This is a genomic window from Pullulanibacillus sp. KACC 23026 (genome assembly GCF_029094525.1).
Classification (GTDB): Bacteria; Bacillota; Bacilli; order Bacillales; family Sporolactobacillaceae; genus KACC-23026.
Window position 1 is genome coordinate 2,213,341 of record NZ_CP119107.1, and the last position, 20,552, is coordinate 2,233,892.

General features: G+C 41.5%; 19 protein-coding genes. 17 read left to right on the forward strand and 2 right to left on the reverse strand.

Annotated features, from left to right (window positions below; translation table 11 throughout):
- Positions 1–932 precede the first annotated feature (932 nt).
- Positions 933–2,927, reverse strand: a complete 1,995-nt coding sequence (locus PU629_RS10400; protein WP_275284183.1) for a S9 family peptidase — start codon at positions 2,925–2,927, stop codon at positions 933–935.
- Positions 2,928–3,162: 235 nt separating this feature from the next.
- Between PU629_RS10400 and PU629_RS10405 the strand changes: the two genes are divergently transcribed.
- Positions 3,163–4,227, forward strand: coding sequence for a DmpA family aminopeptidase (locus PU629_RS10405; RefSeq protein WP_275284184.1), 1,065 nt, complete (start codon positions 3,163–3,165; stop codon positions 4,225–4,227).
- A 324-nt stretch (positions 4,228–4,551) separates the two neighbouring features.
- Here PU629_RS10405 and PU629_RS10410 read toward each other — a convergent pair whose 3' ends face one another.
- The gene (locus PU629_RS10410; RefSeq protein WP_275284185.1) at positions 4,552–5,121 is read right to left on the reverse strand and encodes a cysteine hydrolase family protein; all 570 of its coding nucleotides are present in this window, start codon (positions 5,119–5,121) and stop codon (positions 4,552–4,554) included.
- Between the two features lie 118 nt (positions 5,122–5,239).
- Here PU629_RS10410 and PU629_RS10415 point away from each other — a divergent pair, with 118 nt between their 5' ends.
- From PU629_RS10415 to PU629_RS10480, 16 genes are all read left to right on the forward strand, one after another.
- Positions 5,240–5,845, forward strand: coding sequence for a TetR/AcrR family transcriptional regulator (locus PU629_RS10415; RefSeq protein WP_275284186.1), 606 nt, complete (start codon positions 5,240–5,242; stop codon positions 5,843–5,845).
- Positions 5,846–5,941: 96 nt separating this feature from the next.
- On the forward strand, positions 5,942–6,259 hold the full coding sequence (locus tag PU629_RS22585) for a glycosyltransferase (protein ID WP_481900489.1): 318 nt from the start codon (positions 5,942–5,944) through the stop codon (positions 6,257–6,259).
- Positions 6,260–6,278: 19 nt separating this feature from the next.
- Positions 6,279–6,461, forward strand: a complete 183-nt coding sequence (locus tag PU629_RS22590) for a glycosyltransferase (RefSeq protein ID WP_481900511.1) — start codon at positions 6,279–6,281, stop codon at positions 6,459–6,461.
- Between the two features lie 203 nt (positions 6,462–6,664).
- Positions 6,665–7,201 carry a ribonuclease H-like YkuK family protein gene (locus tag PU629_RS10420; protein WP_275284187.1) on the forward strand — a complete coding sequence of 179 codons (537 nt, stop codon included), beginning with the start codon at positions 6,665–6,667 and terminating at the stop codon, positions 7,199–7,201.
- A gap of 249 nt (positions 7,202–7,450) precedes the next feature.
- Entirely contained in the window at positions 7,451–8,299 is an 849-nt protein-coding gene (locus tag PU629_RS10425; RefSeq protein ID WP_275284188.1) for a DUF72 domain-containing protein, read from the forward strand.
- Complete coding sequence (locus PU629_RS10430; RefSeq protein WP_275284189.1) at positions 8,300–8,740, forward strand: ABC transporter permease; 441 nt, start codon at positions 8,300–8,302, stop codon at positions 8,738–8,740.
- 564 nt (positions 8,741–9,304) lie between these two features.
- Positions 9,305–10,165, forward strand: a complete 861-nt coding sequence (locus tag PU629_RS10435) for a MurR/RpiR family transcriptional regulator (RefSeq protein WP_275284190.1) — start codon at positions 9,305–9,307, stop codon at positions 10,163–10,165.
- Between the two features lie 69 nt (positions 10,166–10,234).
- Complete coding sequence (locus tag PU629_RS10440; protein WP_275284191.1) at positions 10,235–11,278, forward strand: serine hydrolase domain-containing protein; 1,044 nt, start codon at positions 10,235–10,237, stop codon at positions 11,276–11,278.
- Between the two features lie 28 nt (positions 11,279–11,306).
- Positions 11,307–12,020, forward strand: coding sequence for a PIG-L deacetylase family protein (locus tag PU629_RS10445; protein WP_275284192.1), 714 nt, complete (start codon positions 11,307–11,309; stop codon positions 12,018–12,020).
- An 18-nt stretch (positions 12,021–12,038) separates the two neighbouring features.
- Positions 12,039–13,592: a beta-N-acetylhexosaminidase gene (gene nagZ, locus PU629_RS10450; protein WP_275284193.1), complete on the forward strand. Its 1,554-nt coding sequence runs from the start codon at positions 12,039–12,041 to the stop codon at positions 13,590–13,592.
- 127 nt (positions 13,593–13,719) lie between these two features.
- A complete protein-coding gene (locus PU629_RS10455) occupies positions 13,720–15,417 on the forward strand; it encodes an ABC transporter substrate-binding protein (RefSeq protein ID WP_275284194.1) in 1,698 nt (565 codons plus the stop codon).
- Between the two features lie 69 nt (positions 15,418–15,486).
- Positions 15,487–16,479 (forward strand): ABC transporter permease, encoded by a 993-nt coding sequence (locus PU629_RS10460; RefSeq protein ID WP_275284195.1) that lies wholly within the window; start codon positions 15,487–15,489, stop codon positions 16,477–16,479.
- A gap of 1 nt (position 16,480) precedes the next feature.
- Positions 16,481–17,392, forward strand: coding sequence for an ABC transporter permease (locus PU629_RS10465; RefSeq protein WP_275284196.1), 912 nt, complete (start codon positions 16,481–16,483; stop codon positions 17,390–17,392).
- A gap of 24 nt (positions 17,393–17,416) precedes the next feature.
- Positions 17,417–18,391: an ABC transporter ATP-binding protein gene (locus PU629_RS10470; RefSeq protein WP_275284197.1), complete on the forward strand. Its 975-nt coding sequence runs from the start codon at positions 17,417–17,419 to the stop codon at positions 18,389–18,391.
- The gene (locus PU629_RS10475) at positions 18,388–19,389 is read left to right on the forward strand and encodes an ABC transporter ATP-binding protein (protein ID WP_275284198.1); all 1,002 of its coding nucleotides are present in this window, start codon (positions 18,388–18,390) and stop codon (positions 19,387–19,389) included. The genes PU629_RS10470 and PU629_RS10475 overlap by 4 nt, the downstream gene beginning before the upstream one ends.
- Complete coding sequence (locus PU629_RS10480; RefSeq protein WP_275284199.1) at positions 19,370–20,521, forward strand: exo-beta-N-acetylmuramidase NamZ family protein; 1,152 nt, start codon at positions 19,370–19,372, stop codon at positions 20,519–20,521. Before PU629_RS10475 ends, PU629_RS10480 begins: the two co-directional genes overlap by 20 nt.
- The last annotated feature ends 31 nt before the right edge of the window (positions 20,522–20,552 follow it).

Below are 20,552 nucleotides of genomic sequence, written 5' to 3' on the forward strand. Positions count from 1 at the left end.
CAAAAACAAAGCGTGTGCGGCCCCCGGTGTGTGTGATGGGAGCTCCAATACACAAAAAAGTCTAGTTGTAGCCCGAGAAAGTGTGTGATGGAGGCACCAATACACAAAAACAAGGCGTGTGCGGCCCCATTTGTGTGTGATGGGAGCTCCAACGCACAAAAAAGCCCAGTTGTAGCCCGAGAAAGTGTGTGATGGGAGCCCCAATACACAAAAACAAGGCGTGTGCGGCCCCCGATGTGTGTGATGGGAGCCCCAATACACAAAAACAAGGCGTGTGCGGCCCCCAATGTGTGTGATGAGGGCTCCAACGCACCAAAACAAAGCGTGTGCGGCCCCCGGTGTGTGTGATGGAGCCCCAATACACAAAAAAGCCCGGTTGTAGCCCGAGAAAGTGTGTGATGAGGGCTCCAACGCACCAAAACAAAGCGTGTGCGGCCCCCGATGTGTGTGATGAGGGCTCCAACGCACAAAAACAAAGCGTGTGCGGCCCCCGGTGTGTGTGATGGGAGCTCCAATACACAAAAAAGCCCAGTTGTAGCCCGAGAAAGTGTGTGATGGAGGCACCAATACACAAAAACAAGGCGTGTGCAGACTCATTTGTGTGTGATGGGAGCCCCAATACACAAAAAAGCCCGGTTGTAGCCCGAGAAAGTGTGTGATGGGAGCTCCAATACACAAAAACAAGGCGTGTGCGGCCCCATTTGTGTGTGATGGAAGCTCCAATACACAAAAAAGCCCGGTTGTAGTCCGAGAAAGTGTGTGATGGGAGCTCCAATACACCAAAAAAGTGGAAGCTCCACCACGAGATATATGTGTAAACTTGTTATTTAGGAATACCCATCATATAGATGACACGGTTTTTAGTAATATCTTTTAACATGAGAAAGCGCGGAGTCTATTAAAGGCTCCGCGCATTTTAGTGTATTTGGTCATTAACGATGATCATCGAACCAGCCGATGAGATGCTGCAGACGCTCTAATCGGTGCTGTGGCTTACCTGATCGTGACAAGTCATGGCTTTCATCTGGGAAACGAACGAATTTAGTGTCGACACCAAGGCGTTTAAGGGCGACATACCATTGTTCGCCTTGCTCTATTGGACAGCGCAAATCCTGTTCACTGTGAAGAATGAGAGTCGGCGTTTTTACGTTACGTGCGTAAGTGAGTGGTGAAACCTTCAACAGTGTTTCAACATCATCCCATAAGTCTGCATGTCCGTGCTGCCATTCTGTGAAGAAGAAGCCGATATCACTTGTGCCATAGAAGCTGAGCCAGTTGCAGATACTGCGCTGTGTGACGGCTGCCTTGAAACGATCCGTACGCGTTACCACGACATTGGTCATATAGCCGCCATAACTTCCTCCCGTAACGAAAAGCTGATCTTGATCGATATAATGGAAATGGGCTAAGGCATAATCAACACCTGCCATAATATCTTCGTAATCCATACCGCCATAATCGCCGATGACGGCATTGACAAAGTCATGACCGTAGCCTTGGCTTCCTCTTGGATTAGTGTAGAGGACAACATAGCCTTTTGAAGCCATGAGCTGCATTTCATGATGGAGTCCGTTTCCATATGAGGTGGCAGGACCGCCATGAATTTCAAGAATCATTGGATAGGTATTCCCCTCTTCAAAACCATAAGGCTTCATCACCCAGCCTTCAATTTCCCACCCATCCGTACTTTTATAAGTGAATTTTTCTGGCGTGCTTAAATGAACTTCATCATAGAGTTTTTGGTTCCAATATGTGAGTTGCTGTCTGTTTTCACTATTAGTTAAATCTTGAGTCGTAAGGTCACCTGTCGAGAAAGGGGTTGCTAATACGAGTACAGCTGAATCATCACTTAAGATATCAAATGATGTGATGGTGGCGTCAGCTGGAGAGAGCGCGGGTGACACAGCCCCATTGAGATCGACCTTGAAAAGCTGACAATCCGCTCCAATGGTGGCGTTAAAATAAATATGAGTGCTAGAAGCATTCCAAACTAATCGTTGACCTGCTGGATCGTATTTGGCATCAACGCCGACAAGATTCCCGACAGTATAATCAAAGTCCTCGGTTAAATTAGTCAACTCACCAGTTTCTAAAGAAAGAACAAGAACATGGGTATTCCCTTGGCTTCGTTCTCCGCGAGTGTGACCCGCCACTGCGAGATATTTGCCGTCTGGTGAAAAGGAAGGAGCCATTAGATAGCCATTCCCCTGATAAAAAAGACGTTCTTCCTTAGACGAAAGATCGTATTTCCATATGGCAGGGAGATAGCCCCACTCTTTATCCTCAGCTTTTGTTCCAACATAGAAAAGGTTCTTTCCATCAGGCGTAAAACGAGGCTCTGAGAAGTCATGTTCACCTTCAGTTACTTTTATGTAAGATTTGCTTTCAATATCAAACAAGTAGACATGCTGATGATCATCATTATAGATACCCGCTCCATCGCCTTTGTAGCGAAGGCGAGTAATGACTTTCACATCACTTTTGTTTTCCTTATTTACTTCTTCCTTGTCAGAAGTAAGCTTGAGCTCACCGCTGATAGTAAGAGCAAGCTGCTTGCCATCAGGGGACCAAGTAAATTCACCAATTCCTTGCTTCACGTCGGTTAATTGAACAGCTTCACCGCCATCGATGGGTAACAGCCAGACTTGATTTTTTCCTGTTCGGTTTGAGCGAAAAGCAAGCTGTTGTCCATCTGGTGACCACTTTGGAGCGGTGTCTTTTACTAGGCTGTCCTTCGAATAATGAGTGGTAAATTGTCTGCCTTCACCTTTTAAATCAGTCACGTAGATGAAAGAATAGTAGCCATCCTTTTCTTGATCGACTTGTGTTAAGACATAAGCTGCCTTGTCTTTAGAAGGGGATACTTGGGGATCTCCGACAAACTTAAATTGGCAAAGATCTTCGGCTGTTATGGGACGCTTGGGCATGGTTGGTTCCTCCTTAATTGTTTAACTATGGATCTATTTTAACATTCCGATAGTCGAAACAAAAATATAAATTCTTAATTTTCATAATTTGTCGCGGTGATGAACAAACTGTTGAAAAATTCAAGATTCACGTTAAACTAACAGGAGAATGTCAAGATGGCAAAGTAGGAGACTTGATTCAACCATTAAGAACGTCCCTTTTTTAAGGGAAGATAAAACGAAGGAGTCAAAAGACATGTTAAACCAAAAAAGATTGCGAGATTATGGGGTCACAATAGGGGGCTTAGAGCCTGGACCTAAAAATGCGATTACAGATGTAGAAGGGGTTGCGGTTGGACATGTTACAATCAGTGACCGCTGCAAGCAAACAGGAGTAACGGCCATACTCCCGCATCAGGGGAATGTATTTAAGGAGAAATTAATAGCCTCATGCCATATTATTAATGGATTTGGTAAGACGATGGGGACGCTTCAGCTAAACGAATTAGGGACCTTGGAAACCCCTATTATTCTTACTAATACATTAAGCATAGGTGTTGCAGCAGACGCATGTTTTGACTACACGTTGGAGCGTAATCCGGAAATAGGCAGGACGACGGGAACGGTCAACCCTGTTATCGGCGAATGCAATGACATGTTTTTAAATGATATAAGGGGCAAATATGTAACAAGAGAGCATGTTTTTCAAGCGCTTGAGCAGGCGTCTTCTACTTTCAGTGAAGGTTCTGTTGGGGCAGGGCGGGGGATGCTTTGTTATTCCCTAAAAGGCGGAGTTGGTTCGTCATCCAGGCGGTTCGAGTTAGAGCATGGGATCTATACAATAGGGGTTTTAGTCGTCTCTAATTTTGGTCTTCTAGGTGATCTCCGCATTAATGGGAATCCAATTGGTGCAACATTAAAACAAGCATTAAGTAACGAAATTGAAGAAAAGGATAAGGGATCGATCATGATCATTGTCGCAACGGACTTGCCTGTTTCCAATAGGCAGATTAACCGACTGCTTAAACGTTCTGTTACTGGATTATCGAGGACTGGCTCCATGATCTCAAACGGAAGCGGGGATGTTGTGATTGGATTTTCAACGGCAACTAAAATCCCGCATGATAAAACAAAAGAGCTGCTTTCTATCCCAGCAGTTCATGAAGGCGATCTGGATATCGCTTTTCGAGCCATTGGCGAAGCAACAGAGGAAGCGATCTTAAATGCTTTAGTGACAGCTGAAAGGGTGGTAGGGCGCGATGGAAATGAACGGCCAGCGCTTCGTGACTTAATCGAGCATTATCATATCTTGCTGTCTTAAAACAGTAAACTAATCTTCTAAGCTTAGAGGATGTCCTTATAAACGATCATTCCTTGAAATAATCACTAAATGAGTAAAGAATAAAGGGAAATAACGAGGTGCAGTCATTTCCCAGGCAAGCGCAGATTACGACAAAATGACACTTATATTGAGTGCTTCAGACTTAGAGAAAAGAAGATTCTGACGATTGGTGTCTGATTCTTCGTTGCAGAGGCATTAAACTTGTTATTATAACCACTGACCTTGTTCCATTTCCTAGCTAGAGACTGGCTTTGATATAATAAGAAGCCTGTTCCCTATTGAGGAACAGGCCGCCCGGATCGATTAATCTAATGTATTGATCCAGGAGTCGACGGTCACAACATCAGCTTGTCGAGGAAATACTTTCTCAGTAAGGACGCGGTGTACCTCAGGATCTCTGTCAAGACAGGCATCACTTAGGACGGTTATCGTATAATCTTTGTCCGCTGCTTCTCGCAATGTTGATAAGACGACACCACTCGTTGAAATACCCGTGAGTACAATCGAATCAATTTGCTTAGAGCGGAGGATGACCTCTAATGTGCTTCCTGCAAAAGCACTTACGCGATATTTAGTGACAACAGGCTCATCCTTCTCAGGTTTAACCGATTCATGAATCTGTGTCGATTCGTCTGAAGTTGTCATTCCACCATGTGAAGCAACGGCTGAAAAACCCTTATTATTAGGAGAAACCTCCGGATAGCCTTCGCTAAACCCAACGCGGACGAAAATAACAGGAATGTGATGCTCACGGGCGCTAGCTATAGCTTTTTGAAAGGGAAGGAGGGCTTCCTTGTTTTCAGCAAAATGCGAAACGATCCCGTTTTGCAAATCCATGACTAATAAGGCTGTTTTTTTTGAAGAATTGTTCATGTGTTGTCACTCCCAAATGGTTTAGTTATTATTAAATGGAGAACTCTATCATTTATAATAAACGGAGATGTCTCCACATGTCAAGGGTTGTTCTTGAAACTAGGGGGGGAGTGTCAAAATGAAGGATAGTGAGAACTTGTTCAACCGTTCGGAACGTCGTGATGCTGCCCAAAATCGCCAACGTATATTGGATACAGCGTTGAAACTTTTTAATGAATATGGGGTCGAGAACGTTAGCATGAACCAAATTGCAAACGTCGCTCAAATTGGGCCTGGAACGCTCTATCGCCGTTACCGAAATAAAGGAGAATTGTGTTTAGATTTAATTAAAGATAATGTTGTCCTTCTTTTTGAAGATTTAGATGCTTTTCTCGAAGAAAACCAGAACTTGCCGCCTGAAGATCGATTAAAAAGCATTTTGCAATACTATATCAAGTTTAGAGAAAGCAAGGCTCAGTTGCTGAAAGGTGTTGAAGATTTTGAGAGGTCGAACAGAACCCAATCAAATGGTCAAAGCCCCTTATACAACGAATTACACCAGATCCTTGTTTCTGTATTTGATGAAATGAAGGATTCGGAACTTAATTCTCCAAATAGTGCCTTTCGAGCAGACATGCTTCTTGCTGCTTTAAAGAGCGACACCTACCTATTTCAGCGAGAAGTGAGAGGTTATGCTCCTGACGAGATATTGGATCAACTATGGGCTACCTTTATCGGCAAGTAGATAAGCGCTTAAGTGGCGGGTGGCAAAAATGCAGGCAAATCGGGAGCGACAACAAATAAGAGAGAACTTATAAGCAACTAAAGGTCATGTACATGAATGAGAGCATCTGTCTACAATGGCAGCGGGCTCTCGTTTTTTTGTATTTTTTGGAATACGATTGTGATCATAGCCTATTTTTCTCTCGACAAACGCTTCTTAAATATCAGGAAGTATTATAATATACAAGAAAAACACATACTATTATATGTAGGAAGAATTTCTCAAGAAAAACTTATCCAAACCGTTCCTAAAACATTCGATTTACTACCCACACCACTTCAGAAGGACACGCATTTACTGATTGTAGGTGATGGTCCCCTTTTAAAACCTCTCACAGAGAAAACACCCCCAAATCACTTTTACGTTTTTTATTGAAGGCGAGTCACTAGCTGAGATCGATGCTTCAAGTGATGTTTTTCTATTCCCATTTGCAACCGAAACGTTCGGCAATGTAGTTTTAGAAGCGCTTGGATCAGGATTGCTTGTCATTGGGGCAGAAGCTGGAGGCGTTTCAGCAACTCATCAAAAACAATCAAACCAGTTTTCTATATCCCTCCAAGAACGGAGCAGCTTTTAGTTGATATACAGGCTATCTTCTCGCCAATGATGAACTGCGCGAGACATTCAATCAGCAGGTGAGGGCTTCTGCTTTAGCCTATTCTTGGAATGAAATATTTGATCGTTTACTCGTCAGCTTACAAAGTCTTCACAATGAAAAAAACGTCACACCGCATAATTGTCAAAGAGGTAATGACTTTCTAAACGTCTGGAGTGACATAAATGGCTAACTTTAAATTGTATAATTATACCTTTCAAAATTTGCAAGAAAAAGAGATGTCCTTTGAGCAGGTCTTCGAGTATATCGTCCAATTTATGAAACGCGATCCGCGCGGAAATTTCAAGTTAATGGTTGGAACCGATTCACAAGTGCACCCTACTTATACTCGATTTATAACAGGGATTGTTATTCAGCAGGAACGAAAAGGGGCATGGGCCTGTATTCGCAGGGTGGTCGTTCCTCGTCAAATGACCAATTTGCATGAACGAATCTCCTTTGAAACGTCACTGACTGAAGATATCGTCTCTATGTTTTCGGAAGAACGAAAGAATCAGCTGATTGATATTGTCCTGCCGCATATTTATAAAGGGTCTACTTTTACGATGGAGGGACATCTCGACATTGGATCAGGAAAGCGAAACAAGACACGTATTTTTGTGGAAGAGATGACTGCACGTATTGAAGCTATGGGGATTGAACCGAGAATTAAACCGATGTCGTTTGTCGCGAGTTCTTATGCGAATCGGTATACGAAATAAAAATATAAAAATGGTATAATAAAATCAACATGCTTACGGCCTTTCTTCTAATCGGATAACGAGAAAGGTCCATTTTCATTTGAGTAGAAGTGAGTTTTAATAATTAAAGATTCTTGTATAAGGGAATCCTTTTTAGGAAATTGCATCGTTCAACCTGTTTATGAAGAGGGCAAGTTTTCAGGTGACCGAGAGGCGACGTAAAGGCAAGTCGTTAAGCCATTCTCCTTTTTTGAAAGGAAGTCGTTTAATATGATTTACATTGGTTTGACGGGATGGGGAGATCATCCTTCTCTTTATCCTCCAGGTCTAAAAGCAAAGGACAAGCTCACGGAGTACAGCAGTCATTTTCTTATCGTTGAAGTGGATACCTCTTTTTATGCCATTCCGGCTGTTAGCCATGCTGAAAAATGGGTGAGTGAGACGCCGGAGGGCTTCCGATTCGTCGTGAAGGCTTATCAAGGGATGACTCAGCACCAGCGAAAGAACGAGATCCCCTATTCAACGGTTGAGGAGATGTTCCATGCCTACAAGGAGTCCTTGTCTCCGTATTTGGAAAGCCAAAAATTAGCTGCCGTCTTATTTCAATTTCCGCCTTGGTTTGATTGCCGAAGAGAAAATGTGGCTTATTTAAGACACTGTAAAAAAATGATGGGAGATATCCCGCTTGCTTTGGAGTTCCGACATCAATCTTGGTATCAAGCGAACTACCGGGAGCAGACTTTGCTATTTATGAAGCGGGAAGGATGGATTCACTCGATTGCGGATGAACCTCAGGCCGGCATCGGCTCGGTTCCGTTTGTGCCAGTTGCAATCGATCCCAATCTAACCATTGTTCGAATGCATGGTCGACATGTTCAAGGATGGAATAAGAAAGAGGGTGTTAATTGGCGAGACGTCCGATTTTTGTATCACTATAGTAAACTAGAATTGGCAGAAATGAAATCTTTTGTTCAGGAACTAGCAAAGGATTCTCGGGATATAGTGGTGTTGTTTAATAATAACTCCGGTGGTGACGCAGCGGAAAACGCCAAAGAATTTCAACACCTTTTAGGGATTGAATACAAAGGTTTGTCTTCCAAACAATTGGATTTATTTTAATTGGAGGTTATTTTCTTATTCGGTATGCTCGTCTTTCAGATTAAGCTTCCATTCACGACGTTCGGTGTTCTGATTATTATTTGGATGGTTTCAATATTTTCAGCTTGCGGATTTGGTTTGATCATTGGCAGTTTTTGTCTCTGGTCTCCTTCTATGCATATGTGGTCGAATCTTCTTGCAAGCCTGCTGCTCCTTCTAAGCGGTGCCAACTATTCCTTAGAAGCGATGCCTGTGTGGGTCCGAATTATGGCCCAATGTGTACCGTTAACAAGAGGCGTCGAACTTACTAAAGCAATTATAAATAGTGAAGATTATTCGAAGGTTGACAGTCTTTTAACACAAGAATTTCTTCTTGGTTGTATAGGCTTCCTTATTAGTTTGGTTATGATAAAATACGCTGAATACCTTTCAAGAATAAAAGGAACTATGGATTTAGATTAGTTTTAAGGGGATCAACCTGCGCCTTCTTTAACTTCTCGATTGTACTTTATGGTCCTGCGTTAAATCCTGAAATAAAGAATTTTATGCAGGACCTACTTGGAGGGAAGGTAAAAGGCTGTCCACAACAATTCTCCGAAAATGAATCGCAAATGGATTTCCAGTTAATAGGATGCTCTTGGATTGACACTTATTCTAAAAGCAATAAGGTTTAAATCAGCCTTCCAAAATTAGAGACTAGATAAAATGACAGATAATCTTACAAGAATGTAGAGTGATCTCATTAGACAAGGTTATACTATTTGTAAAATAAAATTTTAAATTTTTAAAATTAACTTGAAATAAAAATTCAAGATGTTAATATAAATAAGAAAACGGTTACAAAATTAAATAGGGGATGTGCGAATTAGAACTGTATGGTAAATATCCTTACAAACTAATGGCGTGGCAGCCTTGGACAACGTATACTTATCGTAAAATAAAATTTCACTATATTTTTAATGAAATGAAATTAAAATTCAAACAAGTGAATATCATAAAAAAACATTTACAAAAATGGTGGTGCTTATGCTAAAAGGTGGACTATCAATTATTAAAGAAACAATCGGAATGATCAATCCCTCGGAAATCAATGCAGCAAGATACATAATGGAGCACCCTGAAGAAATGCTTGGGATGACCGTCAGTGAATTAGCAAAGGCAAGTGGCTCAAGTCCAGCAGCCGTTGTTCGTCTTTGTAAATCACTTGGATTAGAAAGCTATCAAGAATTAAAGCTCCGAGTCGCAGGCGATCTTCATGACCAACAAATTCATGGAGGAAATGAATACCAAGAGATCAGCCCAACAAGTGACATTGAAACACTTATTCACTCTGTATCAAAAAATAATATCTTTTCGATTAATGAAACGCTTCGTATTTTAAATCCTTCCAAAATTAAAGAAGCAACTAATCTTCTATGTGAAGCGAGACGTATTGATTTTTATGGATCAGGCGCTTCTCAGTTAGTTGCACAGGATGCGCAACACAAGTTTATGCGAATTAACAAGTCTTGCAGTGCTTACCCGGATTCGCATCTTCAATTGACTTCAGCTGTTACTCTGTCAGAACGAGATGTGGCAGTAGCCTTTTCTAATTCGGGAGAGACCATTCAAGTTATTGATTGTATAAAAGCAGCTAAAGAGCAAGGAGCTAAGACTATTGCTATTACAAAGTATGGGAGTAATCCATTAGGCCAGCTTTGTGATGTGCACATTGAAACTCTATCAACAGAATCGGATAGTCGAAGTGCTGCAACCTCTTCAAGAATAGTTCAACTTACCATTCTTGACATCTTATATGTAGCCGTAGCAGGGCATAGTTATGAGGATTCGGTAGACTATCTCAATCGTTCCCGCAATAGGATCGAACAGATTTATCGCATGAAATAGTCCTCTCAATAGGGTTTAAAGGTTATTTCGGTGGGAAAGGAAGGCCAATCCTAGGAAAGGAGTTTTGTTATGATCCAAACAAATCAAGTGGATCACCTGCTCCAAAGAATGGTTAACGAAAATCAACTGCCGGGAGCTGTTTATAGTGTATTTAACGCAGAAGCGACGCTCCTAGAAAACGCCATTGGATGGTCCCATAAAGATCTACCTATTAAAATGACAATCGACACCGTTTTCGATTTGGCTTCTTTAACAAAAGTAACAGCCACACTCCCCAGTATTCTCCTTTTAATTGAAGAGGGCGTCATTGATTTAGATGATCCCATTCGCTATTTTTACCCAGAAGCGGTCAGCACTACTCTCACAATTAAGCATCTATTGACACACACTTCAGGATTAACCTGGCATATACCTTTCTTTAAATATAATTGGACTAAGGAACAAGTTAAGAAACACATTCTCACGTCTGGTGCAAATCCAGGACGAGAAATTATTTACAGTGATTTGAATTTTATTCTATTGGGCTTCTTGGTAGAAGACTTAACAGGGCATTCGCTCGATGTATTTTCTAGAAATAATGTATTTCTTCCACTTGATATGAATGAAACTGTATTTAATCCTAAATGCGCTAAAGAAAGGATCGCGCCTACAGAATTCCGACCAGAAAAAAAGACTTACGATTGGGGGACGGTACATGATGAAAATGCTCATCAATTAGGAGGGGTAAGCGGGCACGCAGGATTGTTCGCCACACTTTTTGATTTAAAGAAGTATGTCAGAATGTTCTTAAAACAAGGGGCTGATGGAGATGGAAAACAGTTTTTGTCCCGAAGTACGATTAAGACCAGTCAGCGTAATTTTACAAAGGATCTTAGTTTAAATCGAGGATTAGGATGGCAACTGGTTGATTCTTGTGATTCCCCTTTGGGTTACTTCTTCTCACCTAAGAGTTTTGGTCATACTGGGTTTACTGGAACTTCTATTTGGATCGATCCAGAACAAGAAATAGGCCTTATCCTTTTAACGAACCGTGTTCATATAAGCAGAGAAGTGAACATGAATCGGATCCGCAGACTCTTTCATAACGTGGTGGCTTCAACTTTATCCAAATAAAATGATTCGTATTAGGGGGACTAAAGAAATGGGTGACAAAAAGCATTTAATGGTGATTGATGCACATTGTGGAGACGGGGAGCTTCAGGTAGGGGCAATTGCGGCTAAATACGCTAAAGCAGGTCATAAGGTCACTTTTTTACATTTAACGGCCGGCGAAAAAGGAAATCCGCCAGATGTTCCAGTTGATGTCTACCGCGACCAAAAAATCCGTGAGTCAGAAGAAGCCTGCGCCATTATCGGTGCCGAATGCATCACGTTGGATTATAAAGATGCCGAGGTTCAAGTAAATGAGGAAACGGTTATTAAAGTTGCGACTCAGATTCGCAAATTAAGACCAGATTTAGTCTTAACACACTGGGTGAAGAGTATCCATTCGGATCACTCCAATGTTCCTAAAATTGTCGAGGCTGCACAACTGAAGGCTGGTCTGTCTGGTTTCGAGTTAGAGGGCTATCCACCGAAATACTATAGCTATCTTCATAGTGAAAACTGGGAAGACATGGAGGAATATGTTCCTGATATTTATGTGGACGTCACGGAAACCTTTGAAACTTATTTAGAGGCTATTTCAAAGTTTTGGTTTGTTATGAATTCCAAGGACTTCCGTTATTTTGATTACTATAAGGCGCTTGGTACTATAAGAGGTTGCCAAAATCGAACGACCTATGCGCAAACTTTAAAATTTCCAGTAGGAGGGAATATCCGAAAAGGAAAGGAAATTCCAGGTTTCCCTCTCTGAACAAGGAGTCTTAACAAAATGATTCGAAATCATCTGTTAAATAAAATAGGCCAATTATTCGTTGTCGGTTTCACGGGAACAAGTGTAACTGACGAAATGAAGAAGCTAATTCATGATTATCAGGTCGGTCATGTAATTTTGTTTAGTCGCAACATCGGTTCCCCTGAAGAGGTAAGACAATTAACCTCCGCTCTTCAGAACGAGGCTAAAAAGGCCGGGCATACTAAACCATTGCTCATTTGTCTTGATCAAGAAAACGGGATTGTGAGGCGTCTTAAGGAACCCGTAACTGTCTTCCCTGGGCCAATGAGTTTAGGCGCTGCTGATGATTTGGAACTATGCTTTGATATCGGCCTTGCGACTGGTCATGAATTAAAGGAATTGGGGATTAATTGGAATTTAGCTCCTGTGGTGGATGTTAATAATAATCCGAATAATCCAGTAATCAATGTGCGCTCTTTTGGGGGATCTCCTCAAAAGGTTGCTAGACTTGCTGCAAGTTGGTTTAAAGGTCAGCAATCAGCAGGAGTCGCTTCCACTTTGAAGCATTTTCCGGGACATGGTGATACAGATGTGGACTCACATCTTGATCTACCGGTGATTCATCACTCCCTTGAAAGACTATTTGATAGTGAACTTATCCCTTTTGTTGAAGGAATCAAGCAGGAAGCAGATGTTATCATGTCAGCCCATATTTATTTTTCGGCCCTTGAACAAGAATTTGGAAAACCTGCAACCTTATCAAGGAATGTTTTAACTGAGTTGCTAAGAAAAAAACTGGGGTTTAATGGGGTTATCACAACTGACTGTTTAGAAATGAACGCTATTTCAGAGACAGTTGGGGTAGCAAAAGGGGCTGTTGAAGCGATAAAATCCGGGGCCGATTTAGCGATGATTTCTCATACTTTTGAGCGACAGGTGTGTGCGATTGAAGCATTAGAAAAGGCCGTAATAGATGGTGAGATAACGGAAAATGAGATCGAACAACATTATCAACGCATTATGAATTTAAAAGATAAATATACTGGAAGCTGGACTGAGGTCCTCAAAGAGTCGGTCGATTTTGAATTTGTCGGATCAAATAGACATAGAGTGCTCTCAAAGCTTGCCTACCAAAAAAGTGTGACAATGATTAAAAACAACACTAGTAATAAATGGAATGAGTTTCATAAAATTTATGCGCTATTTCCTAAATACATCCCATTAAATCAAGCTGAAGATAAAAGAGATCGTTCCCCAATTGAAGAGGCGTTAATAAGGTATGATGTGCCAATTTTACCTTATGAAATCAATGAAGATATCAATGATTTTCATTTTAAATCAGAAGATCTCAAAATTCTATTTATCTACTCTCTTTCAAAAAAGGATTTCTATTCATCATGGGTTCAATCGATGATTAACAAACCAAATACGATGGTGATTTCTGTTCGAGGTCCTTACCCTTTTAAGGAAATGGGGGACATACAAAATGGGATCTGCGTTTATGATGATGCGATTGAAGCGATTCACGCCGCTCTTGACGTTGGATTAGGCAGATCTCAAGCAGATGGCCGACTGCCCGTAAGTCTTTAAGTTGCATCCTAGTTCTGTTTTTTGGAGGTGATGCTGCCAAGGGGATTTAATAAGATTCTATTTCGTATTGGGAGGGACTTAGTTAGTTGGTCTTCTATAATCGGATTGAAATTGGGAGGGAAATGTATTGAAGTCGAAAAAGTTATTAGTATTTGCCATTTTGGCATTGTTGATTAGCTCTATCTTAACAGGTTGTAGCAAATCCACAACAAGTACCTCATCCAAGAGCAGTAACAATTCAAGCACGCCAGGCGCACAACCTATGACCATCGCGACGGATGATGGGTCTCCTACTTTTCAAGAAAACTGGAATCCTTTTTCGGTAAATGCTCGAAAAGGGGTTGCGTGGATGTATGAAACACTTTATTACATTAGTTCGCAGACCGGTGATGAAACCCCATGGCTCGCAACAAGTTATAAATGGAACAGTTCTACTGATCTTGTTTATACCATTCGTGATGGAGTGAAGTGGAATGACGGGCAACCGTTTACCGCAAAAGATGTTGCCTTTACGTTTAACATGTTGAAGAACTTCCCAGCGCTTGACTCCCATGGTCTTTGGACCACTTTAGAGAGTGTGACGGCAAATGGAAATACAGTTGACATAAAATTTTCAAAACCGGATACACCTGCGTTTACTTACATTAATCAGATACCAATTGTTCCTGAGCATATTTGGTCAAAAGTGGATGATCCTGTGCAATACACTAATATCCCAGCTGACGGTAAAACCCCGGTTGCGACAGGAGCCTTTGAACTACAAAAATTCACACCTTATCAATATACTTTAGTCCCTTATAAGGGTTATTGGCAAGCGGATAAGATTCATGAATCACAATTGATCTTCCCTGCTCTAAATGGAGCGGATACGGTTGATATGAATCTTTCTCAAGGGAAGTATGATTGGACACAGGCCTACGTACCAGATGTACAAAAGACTTATATTGATAAAGATCCAAAAAATAATCATTATTGGTACGCACAATCGGCCGCTTCTAATATTGTGATGAATTTAAATGAAAAGCCATTTAATAATGTGAAATTCCGTCAAGCCATGGAATATGCCATCGACACAAAAGAATTGAGTGCCAAAGGAGAAAACGGCTACGATGCCCCGGCAGATCGTTCAGGATTGCATTTACCTGGACAAAACGATTACTTAGATCAAAGCTTAGAAGCTAAATACGGGTATAATACACCCAGCTCTGACAAAGCTCTTAGTCTATTAAAAAGCATCGGTTATAAGAAAAATAGCAGTGGTAAATTAATCGGACCTGACGGAAAGCAAGTTGCATTCAGTATTGAGGTTCCAACAGGATGGACAGATTGGATTACCTGTACAAAACTAATTAAAAATCAACTTGCTAAAATCGGGATTGATTTGACCGTTAAAACTCCTGAAGTGGCAGCATGGTCAAAGGATCTTGGGACAGGAAGCTTTGATATGAGCTTTACAACAGGGCTTAACTTGTATGATCCTTGGTTCTATTACAATCTCTATTTAAACAGCAGCAATGCTCACAGCGGAGACAAGAATGCGGCAGGAAACTACGAAGGTTGGAAGGATCCAAAGACAGATCAATTATTAGATCAATATAAATCGGTTACTTCAGATGCAGACAAAAAGAAAATCATTCAACAGTTAGAAGCCATTATGTATGAACAAGTTCCACTCATTCCGTTATTCTACAATGCGAACTGGAACCAATACAGCACGAAGAAGTTTGTTGGTTGGCCAGATGCCAAAAATCCTTATGCAACCCCAACCTTTGCCATGCCAGATGTAGAAATGATTATGACTCATCTCACGTTAGCGTCTAAGTAAGTAGTAAGGGAAATGGAGAATCCCGGCGGAGGTGTCTGTCGGGATTCACATTTAAGGAGGAAGATCAACTTGCGCCATCTTCTTAAGCGTTTAGCCATCTTAATTCTTACATTGTGGACTGCTGTAACTCTAAACTTTGTTATTCCTCGCTTAATGCCCGGAAACCCGGCTGAAGTGATTTTAACTAAATTTAGAGGGCAAGGGCAGGTTTCGGCTTCACAAATTCATGCCATTGAAATCATGTTGGGATTAAATAGCCATCAAACACTTTTGCAACAATATCTGTCTTATTGGAAAAAGGTTTTCACCTTTGATTTTGGGTTATCTTACACTTTTTATCCACAGCCAGTTAGTGCCTTAATAGGGCAAGCTTTGCCTTGGACCTTGGTGCTCCTTGGTATCACCGGAGTATTGGGATTTTTGATTGGTTCTGGCCTTGGCATCATTACAGCCTGGCGTAATGGAACAAGGCTCGATTCAGTCCTGACTATTTCAAGTACATTCACTCAGGTATTTCCATATTTTTGGGTGGCGATGCTTGCGGTTTACGTCTTAGGCTATCTTCTGCAATGGTTTCCATTATCACAAGGATTTAGTTCTGATATGATTCCAAGCTTCAATATGCAATTTCTAAACAGTGCACTCTATCATTCTATTTTGCCTGCTTTTACCATCTTAGTAACTTCTTTAGGAGGATGGCTCTTGACCATGAGAAATAATATGGTTGCGGTTTTATCAGAGGATTACATGACTTTGGCACAAGCAAAGGGACTAAAAAATAATAAAGTGGCTGTTTCCTATGGTGGGCGAAATGCGATGCTCCCAAGCTTAACTTCTTTTGCATTGATGATAGGAACTTTGGTGGGAGGGAATGTCATTGTTGAGCAAGTCTTTGCCTACCCTGGCTTGGGAAACTTATTATTCACAGCTGTCCAAAATCAGGATTACCCTCTCATGCAAGGCATTTTCCTTATTATCGTTATCTGTGTTGTATTAGCTAATTTTCTGGCAGATATTTTTATGGTACTTATTGATCCGCGTATCCGTCGGGAGGTGAAGTGAGGTGAGCGACTTTTTTCATCGCTTTCTCTTTCCGTTTTGGGAAAATAAAAAGTCGAGAATAGGGGTTTTAATTCTATTGATTTTTGTTTTATTGGCGATCTTTTCTCCGATCATTGCCCCTTATTCACCGCAAAAAGATGATTTTGATTCCATGCTTGATCCATCTTGGAAGCATCTGTTTGGAACAACTCAAACAGGTGAAGACATTTTCTCACAATGGGTGTATGGAACACGCATTTCTTTATTAGTAGCCTTTCTAGCAGGGCTTTCCACAACGTTAGTAGGTTTAATTATTGGATTGTTGGCTGGTTATCTTCCGGGTGTTGTGGACGAAATCCTCTCTTATGCGATGAACGTCTTCTTAGTTCTTCCTGCTTTACCGTTGATGATCGTTTTAGCTGCTTACTTCCCAGTTAAAGGGATTGGAATTATTGTTCTTGTTATCGTTTTTACAAGCTGGGCTTGGGGAGCTCGGGCTTTCAGGGCGCAAGCCAAGACATTGCGGACAAGAGATTACATTACAGCTGCCCGTTTTTCTGGTGATTCCTTGTTTAGAATTTTATTTCGTGAAATTCTACCAAATATGATGTCTCTTGTTGCGGCGGGGGCAATCGGCAGTGCGACTTCTGCTATCTTGGCAGAGTCCAGTCTAGAGTTTCTCGGGCTGGGAGACCCGACCGTTACAAGCTGGGGAACGATGCTTTATTGGGCCCAAACTGGGGGAGCCTTATTACAAGGAAAGTGGGTATGGATGTTTGTGCCCGGCGCCACCATTGCGATCTTCGGCTCTGCCCTTGTATTAATGAATTTTGCAGTAGACCGGCTAAGTAATCCTCGATTAAACAAATCAACTAAGAAAAGCAAGAAACATGAGCGCGTGATAAATACTAGTGATATAAAAGAAACTGTTTAAAACTCAAAAGGGAGGTGGTGGACTATGTCTTTGCTGAATGTTGAAAGTCTTGATGTGGCTTATGGATTTGGACCAGAAGCAGTTATGGCTGTAAAAGATGTTTCTTTTTCATTGGAGCCTGGGGAATTCCTTGGTATTGTCGGGGAGTCCGGCTGCGGAAAATCTACTTTAGGCTACGCCATAACGCGTTTGCTGCGCCATCCCGGCCGAATCGTTAGTGGCCGTGTATTGTTTGAAGGAAAGGACTTAACCTCTCTTTCTGAAAAAGAGATTCGGCCCTTACGCTGGAGTGAGTTCTCCTTAGTTATGCAAAGCGGGATGAATGCCTTAAATCCAGTTTTAAGTATTCGGAAACAATTTGAAGATACCTTTAAGGCACATACCCATTCAACAAAACAAGAGATAGCGAAACGGGTTGAAGAATTATTAAATATGGTTAATATCGATCCTTCTTTTGCGGACCGCTATCCGCATGAATTATCGGGTGGCATGAAACAACGGGTGGCGATTGCCCTTGCTCTTGCGCTAAATCCAAAACTCGTGATAATGGATGAACCAACTACAGCACTGGATGTTGTCGTTCAACGCTCGATTCTTCAAAATTTAAAAGAATTGCGAGAACAGCACCGCTTTGCTGTCATTTTTATCAGTCATGATCTTGGAACCGTCCTTGAAATGGCTGATCGGATTGCGGTGATGTATGCCGGGAAATTTGTTGAAATGCAATCAGGGCGCAAGTTGCTTGAACATCCCCTTCATCCTTATTCGGAGGCACTATTGGGATGTTTTGCAGACCCTAGACAAGAAAAGATTGAAATTAAAGGAATTCCTGGAAGTCCACCGGATATGAAGCATCCTCCTAAAGGTTGCTCGTTTGCAGCGCGCTGTAAGTACGTTGAGACTAGCTGCCATGAACGAGACCCTAATCTTGAACGATATGGAGATAGTCAAGTTGCGTGTCATGTTGTTAATCAGAAATTAGGGGGGATTAGGACATGAGCGAGGTCGTTTTGGAACTGAAAAATATTAATAAAACCTATAAGAAGGGGAAATCATCCGATCCTGTTCGGGCCTCCCAAAATGTATCTATTAAATTAAAAAAACGACAAATTATTTCTTTGGTTGGGGAAAGCGGGAGCGGAAAAACGACTTTAGCGAGATTAATAACCGGTGTGGAAAAACCAGATTCCGGCTCTATTATATTTGAAGGTAAAACCATAAAAGAATTAAGTGGAAGTAAATGGTTCGATTATAGGCGAAAGGTTCAAATGATTTTTCAAGATCCATTTTCTTCAATCAATCCATTAAATACGATTTCTTATACACTTCAGAGACCGCTTATCAATTATCTAGGCTATACCAAAAGAACGGTTGAAAAGCAAGTCAGGGAACTCTTAGACATTGTGAACTTATCACCTGTAGATGATTATATTGGCAAGTTACCTTTTGAGTTGTCTGGAGGTCAATTGCAGCGAGTGGGAATTGCTCGGGCATTGGCATCTCAGCCAAGCCTTATCATAGCAGATGAACCTGTTTCGATGCTGGATGTATCTATTCGAGCAGAAATCCTGCATCTTCTAGACCATTTAAGAAAGAATCAAGGGGTTTCCCTCATCTATATTACGCATGATCTCGTTTCGGCAAGAGCGCTAGCCGATGAAATTGTTGTGCTTTACCGTGGGAAGGTTGTGGAACATGGTCCTTCTGATGAAATAAGTCGTTCTCCTAAGCATCCCTATACTGAACTGCTCTTGGGATCCATTGCGGACCCCTGGAGAAAGAGTGAAGATATTCCGCCGATCGAACTTACCAATGCCCCAACGCCTGCAGCAGGCTGTGTCTTTCGCAATCGCTGTCCGCATGCAACTGAACAATGTGCAAAGGCTTCACCGCAATTAATTGAAATTGAATCAGAGCATTCCGTTGCTTGTTTTTTGCATAGTGAGAAGGAAGAAGAACTTACGGGAGGTGAGTTAAATGGTTCAATTAGGAATTGAAGTCCTTCTAACAGACAGAATGGAATTAATTCGCGGGAAGGCTATTGGCCTTGTGACCAATTATACGATGACGGATTCTCACTATCGTCCTGTTATTGATTTATTGGCAGAAAATAGGGAATGGCAGCTGAAAAAGCTTTTCGGTCCTGAACATGGTGTCCAAAATGCGGCAAAAGAAGGGGAGCATGTTCATTCTGGAATAGACAGCAATACAGGCTTACCCGTCTTTAGTCTATATGGGGAGACGAGAAAACCGACTTCTGAGATGCTTTCCGCTCTTGACGCAATCGTGATGGATTTGCAAGATATTGGAAGCCGTTATTACACCAATATGAATACTGTTTACTACTGTATGGAAGCTTGTGCAGCGCTTGGTTTGCCTTGTATTATATTGGATCGCCCCAATCCCATAAATGGTGTGACCCGTGAAGGAATTATATTGGAGAGTGAATTTCGTTCCTTTGTTGGCTTACACTTGATTCCAAATCGTCATGGATTAACCATGGGAGAGCTTGCTCAATTTTTTAATCAAAACCTAAAACCTCAATGTGATTTAACGGTTGTAGAAACACGGGGGTGGCTTCGAACTCAGTTACTCTCAGAAACCAATCTTCCTTTTGTTCCCTCCTCTCCAAATACGACGAATCTTGATATGTGCCTATTGTATCCAGGAACTTGTTTTTTCGAAGGGGTCAATGTGAGCCTTGGGAGAGGAACCACCCATCCTTTTGAAGTTGTCGGCGCCCCCTATATAGATGGACACCGACTATCAGATTGGTTTAACGCACAAAAGCTACCAGGGGTTGTGTCGCGGCCAACTTATTTTACACCGACTTACTCGCAGTATACCGGAGAATTATGCAAAGGCATTCAGTTACATGTGATCGATTCGAAAAATCTAGAGTCAGTACGTACAGGGGTAACCCTCTTACAAGGTATTCATGATCTATTTCCAAATCTCTTTGAGTTTATAAAAGGAGCGGAAGGACGCCCCCTATTTATCGACTTGTTAGCCGGAACAGACGAATTACGGCGTTTAGTCGAAGAGGGAGAGGGACTCCGTTATTTGACTGAATCTAGAGAAGGTGTTGAGCGTTTTACTCGAGAGATAAAGGATTTTGAATTGTATTAGTGTCAACAAGAAACGATGGCTTGAAAATACT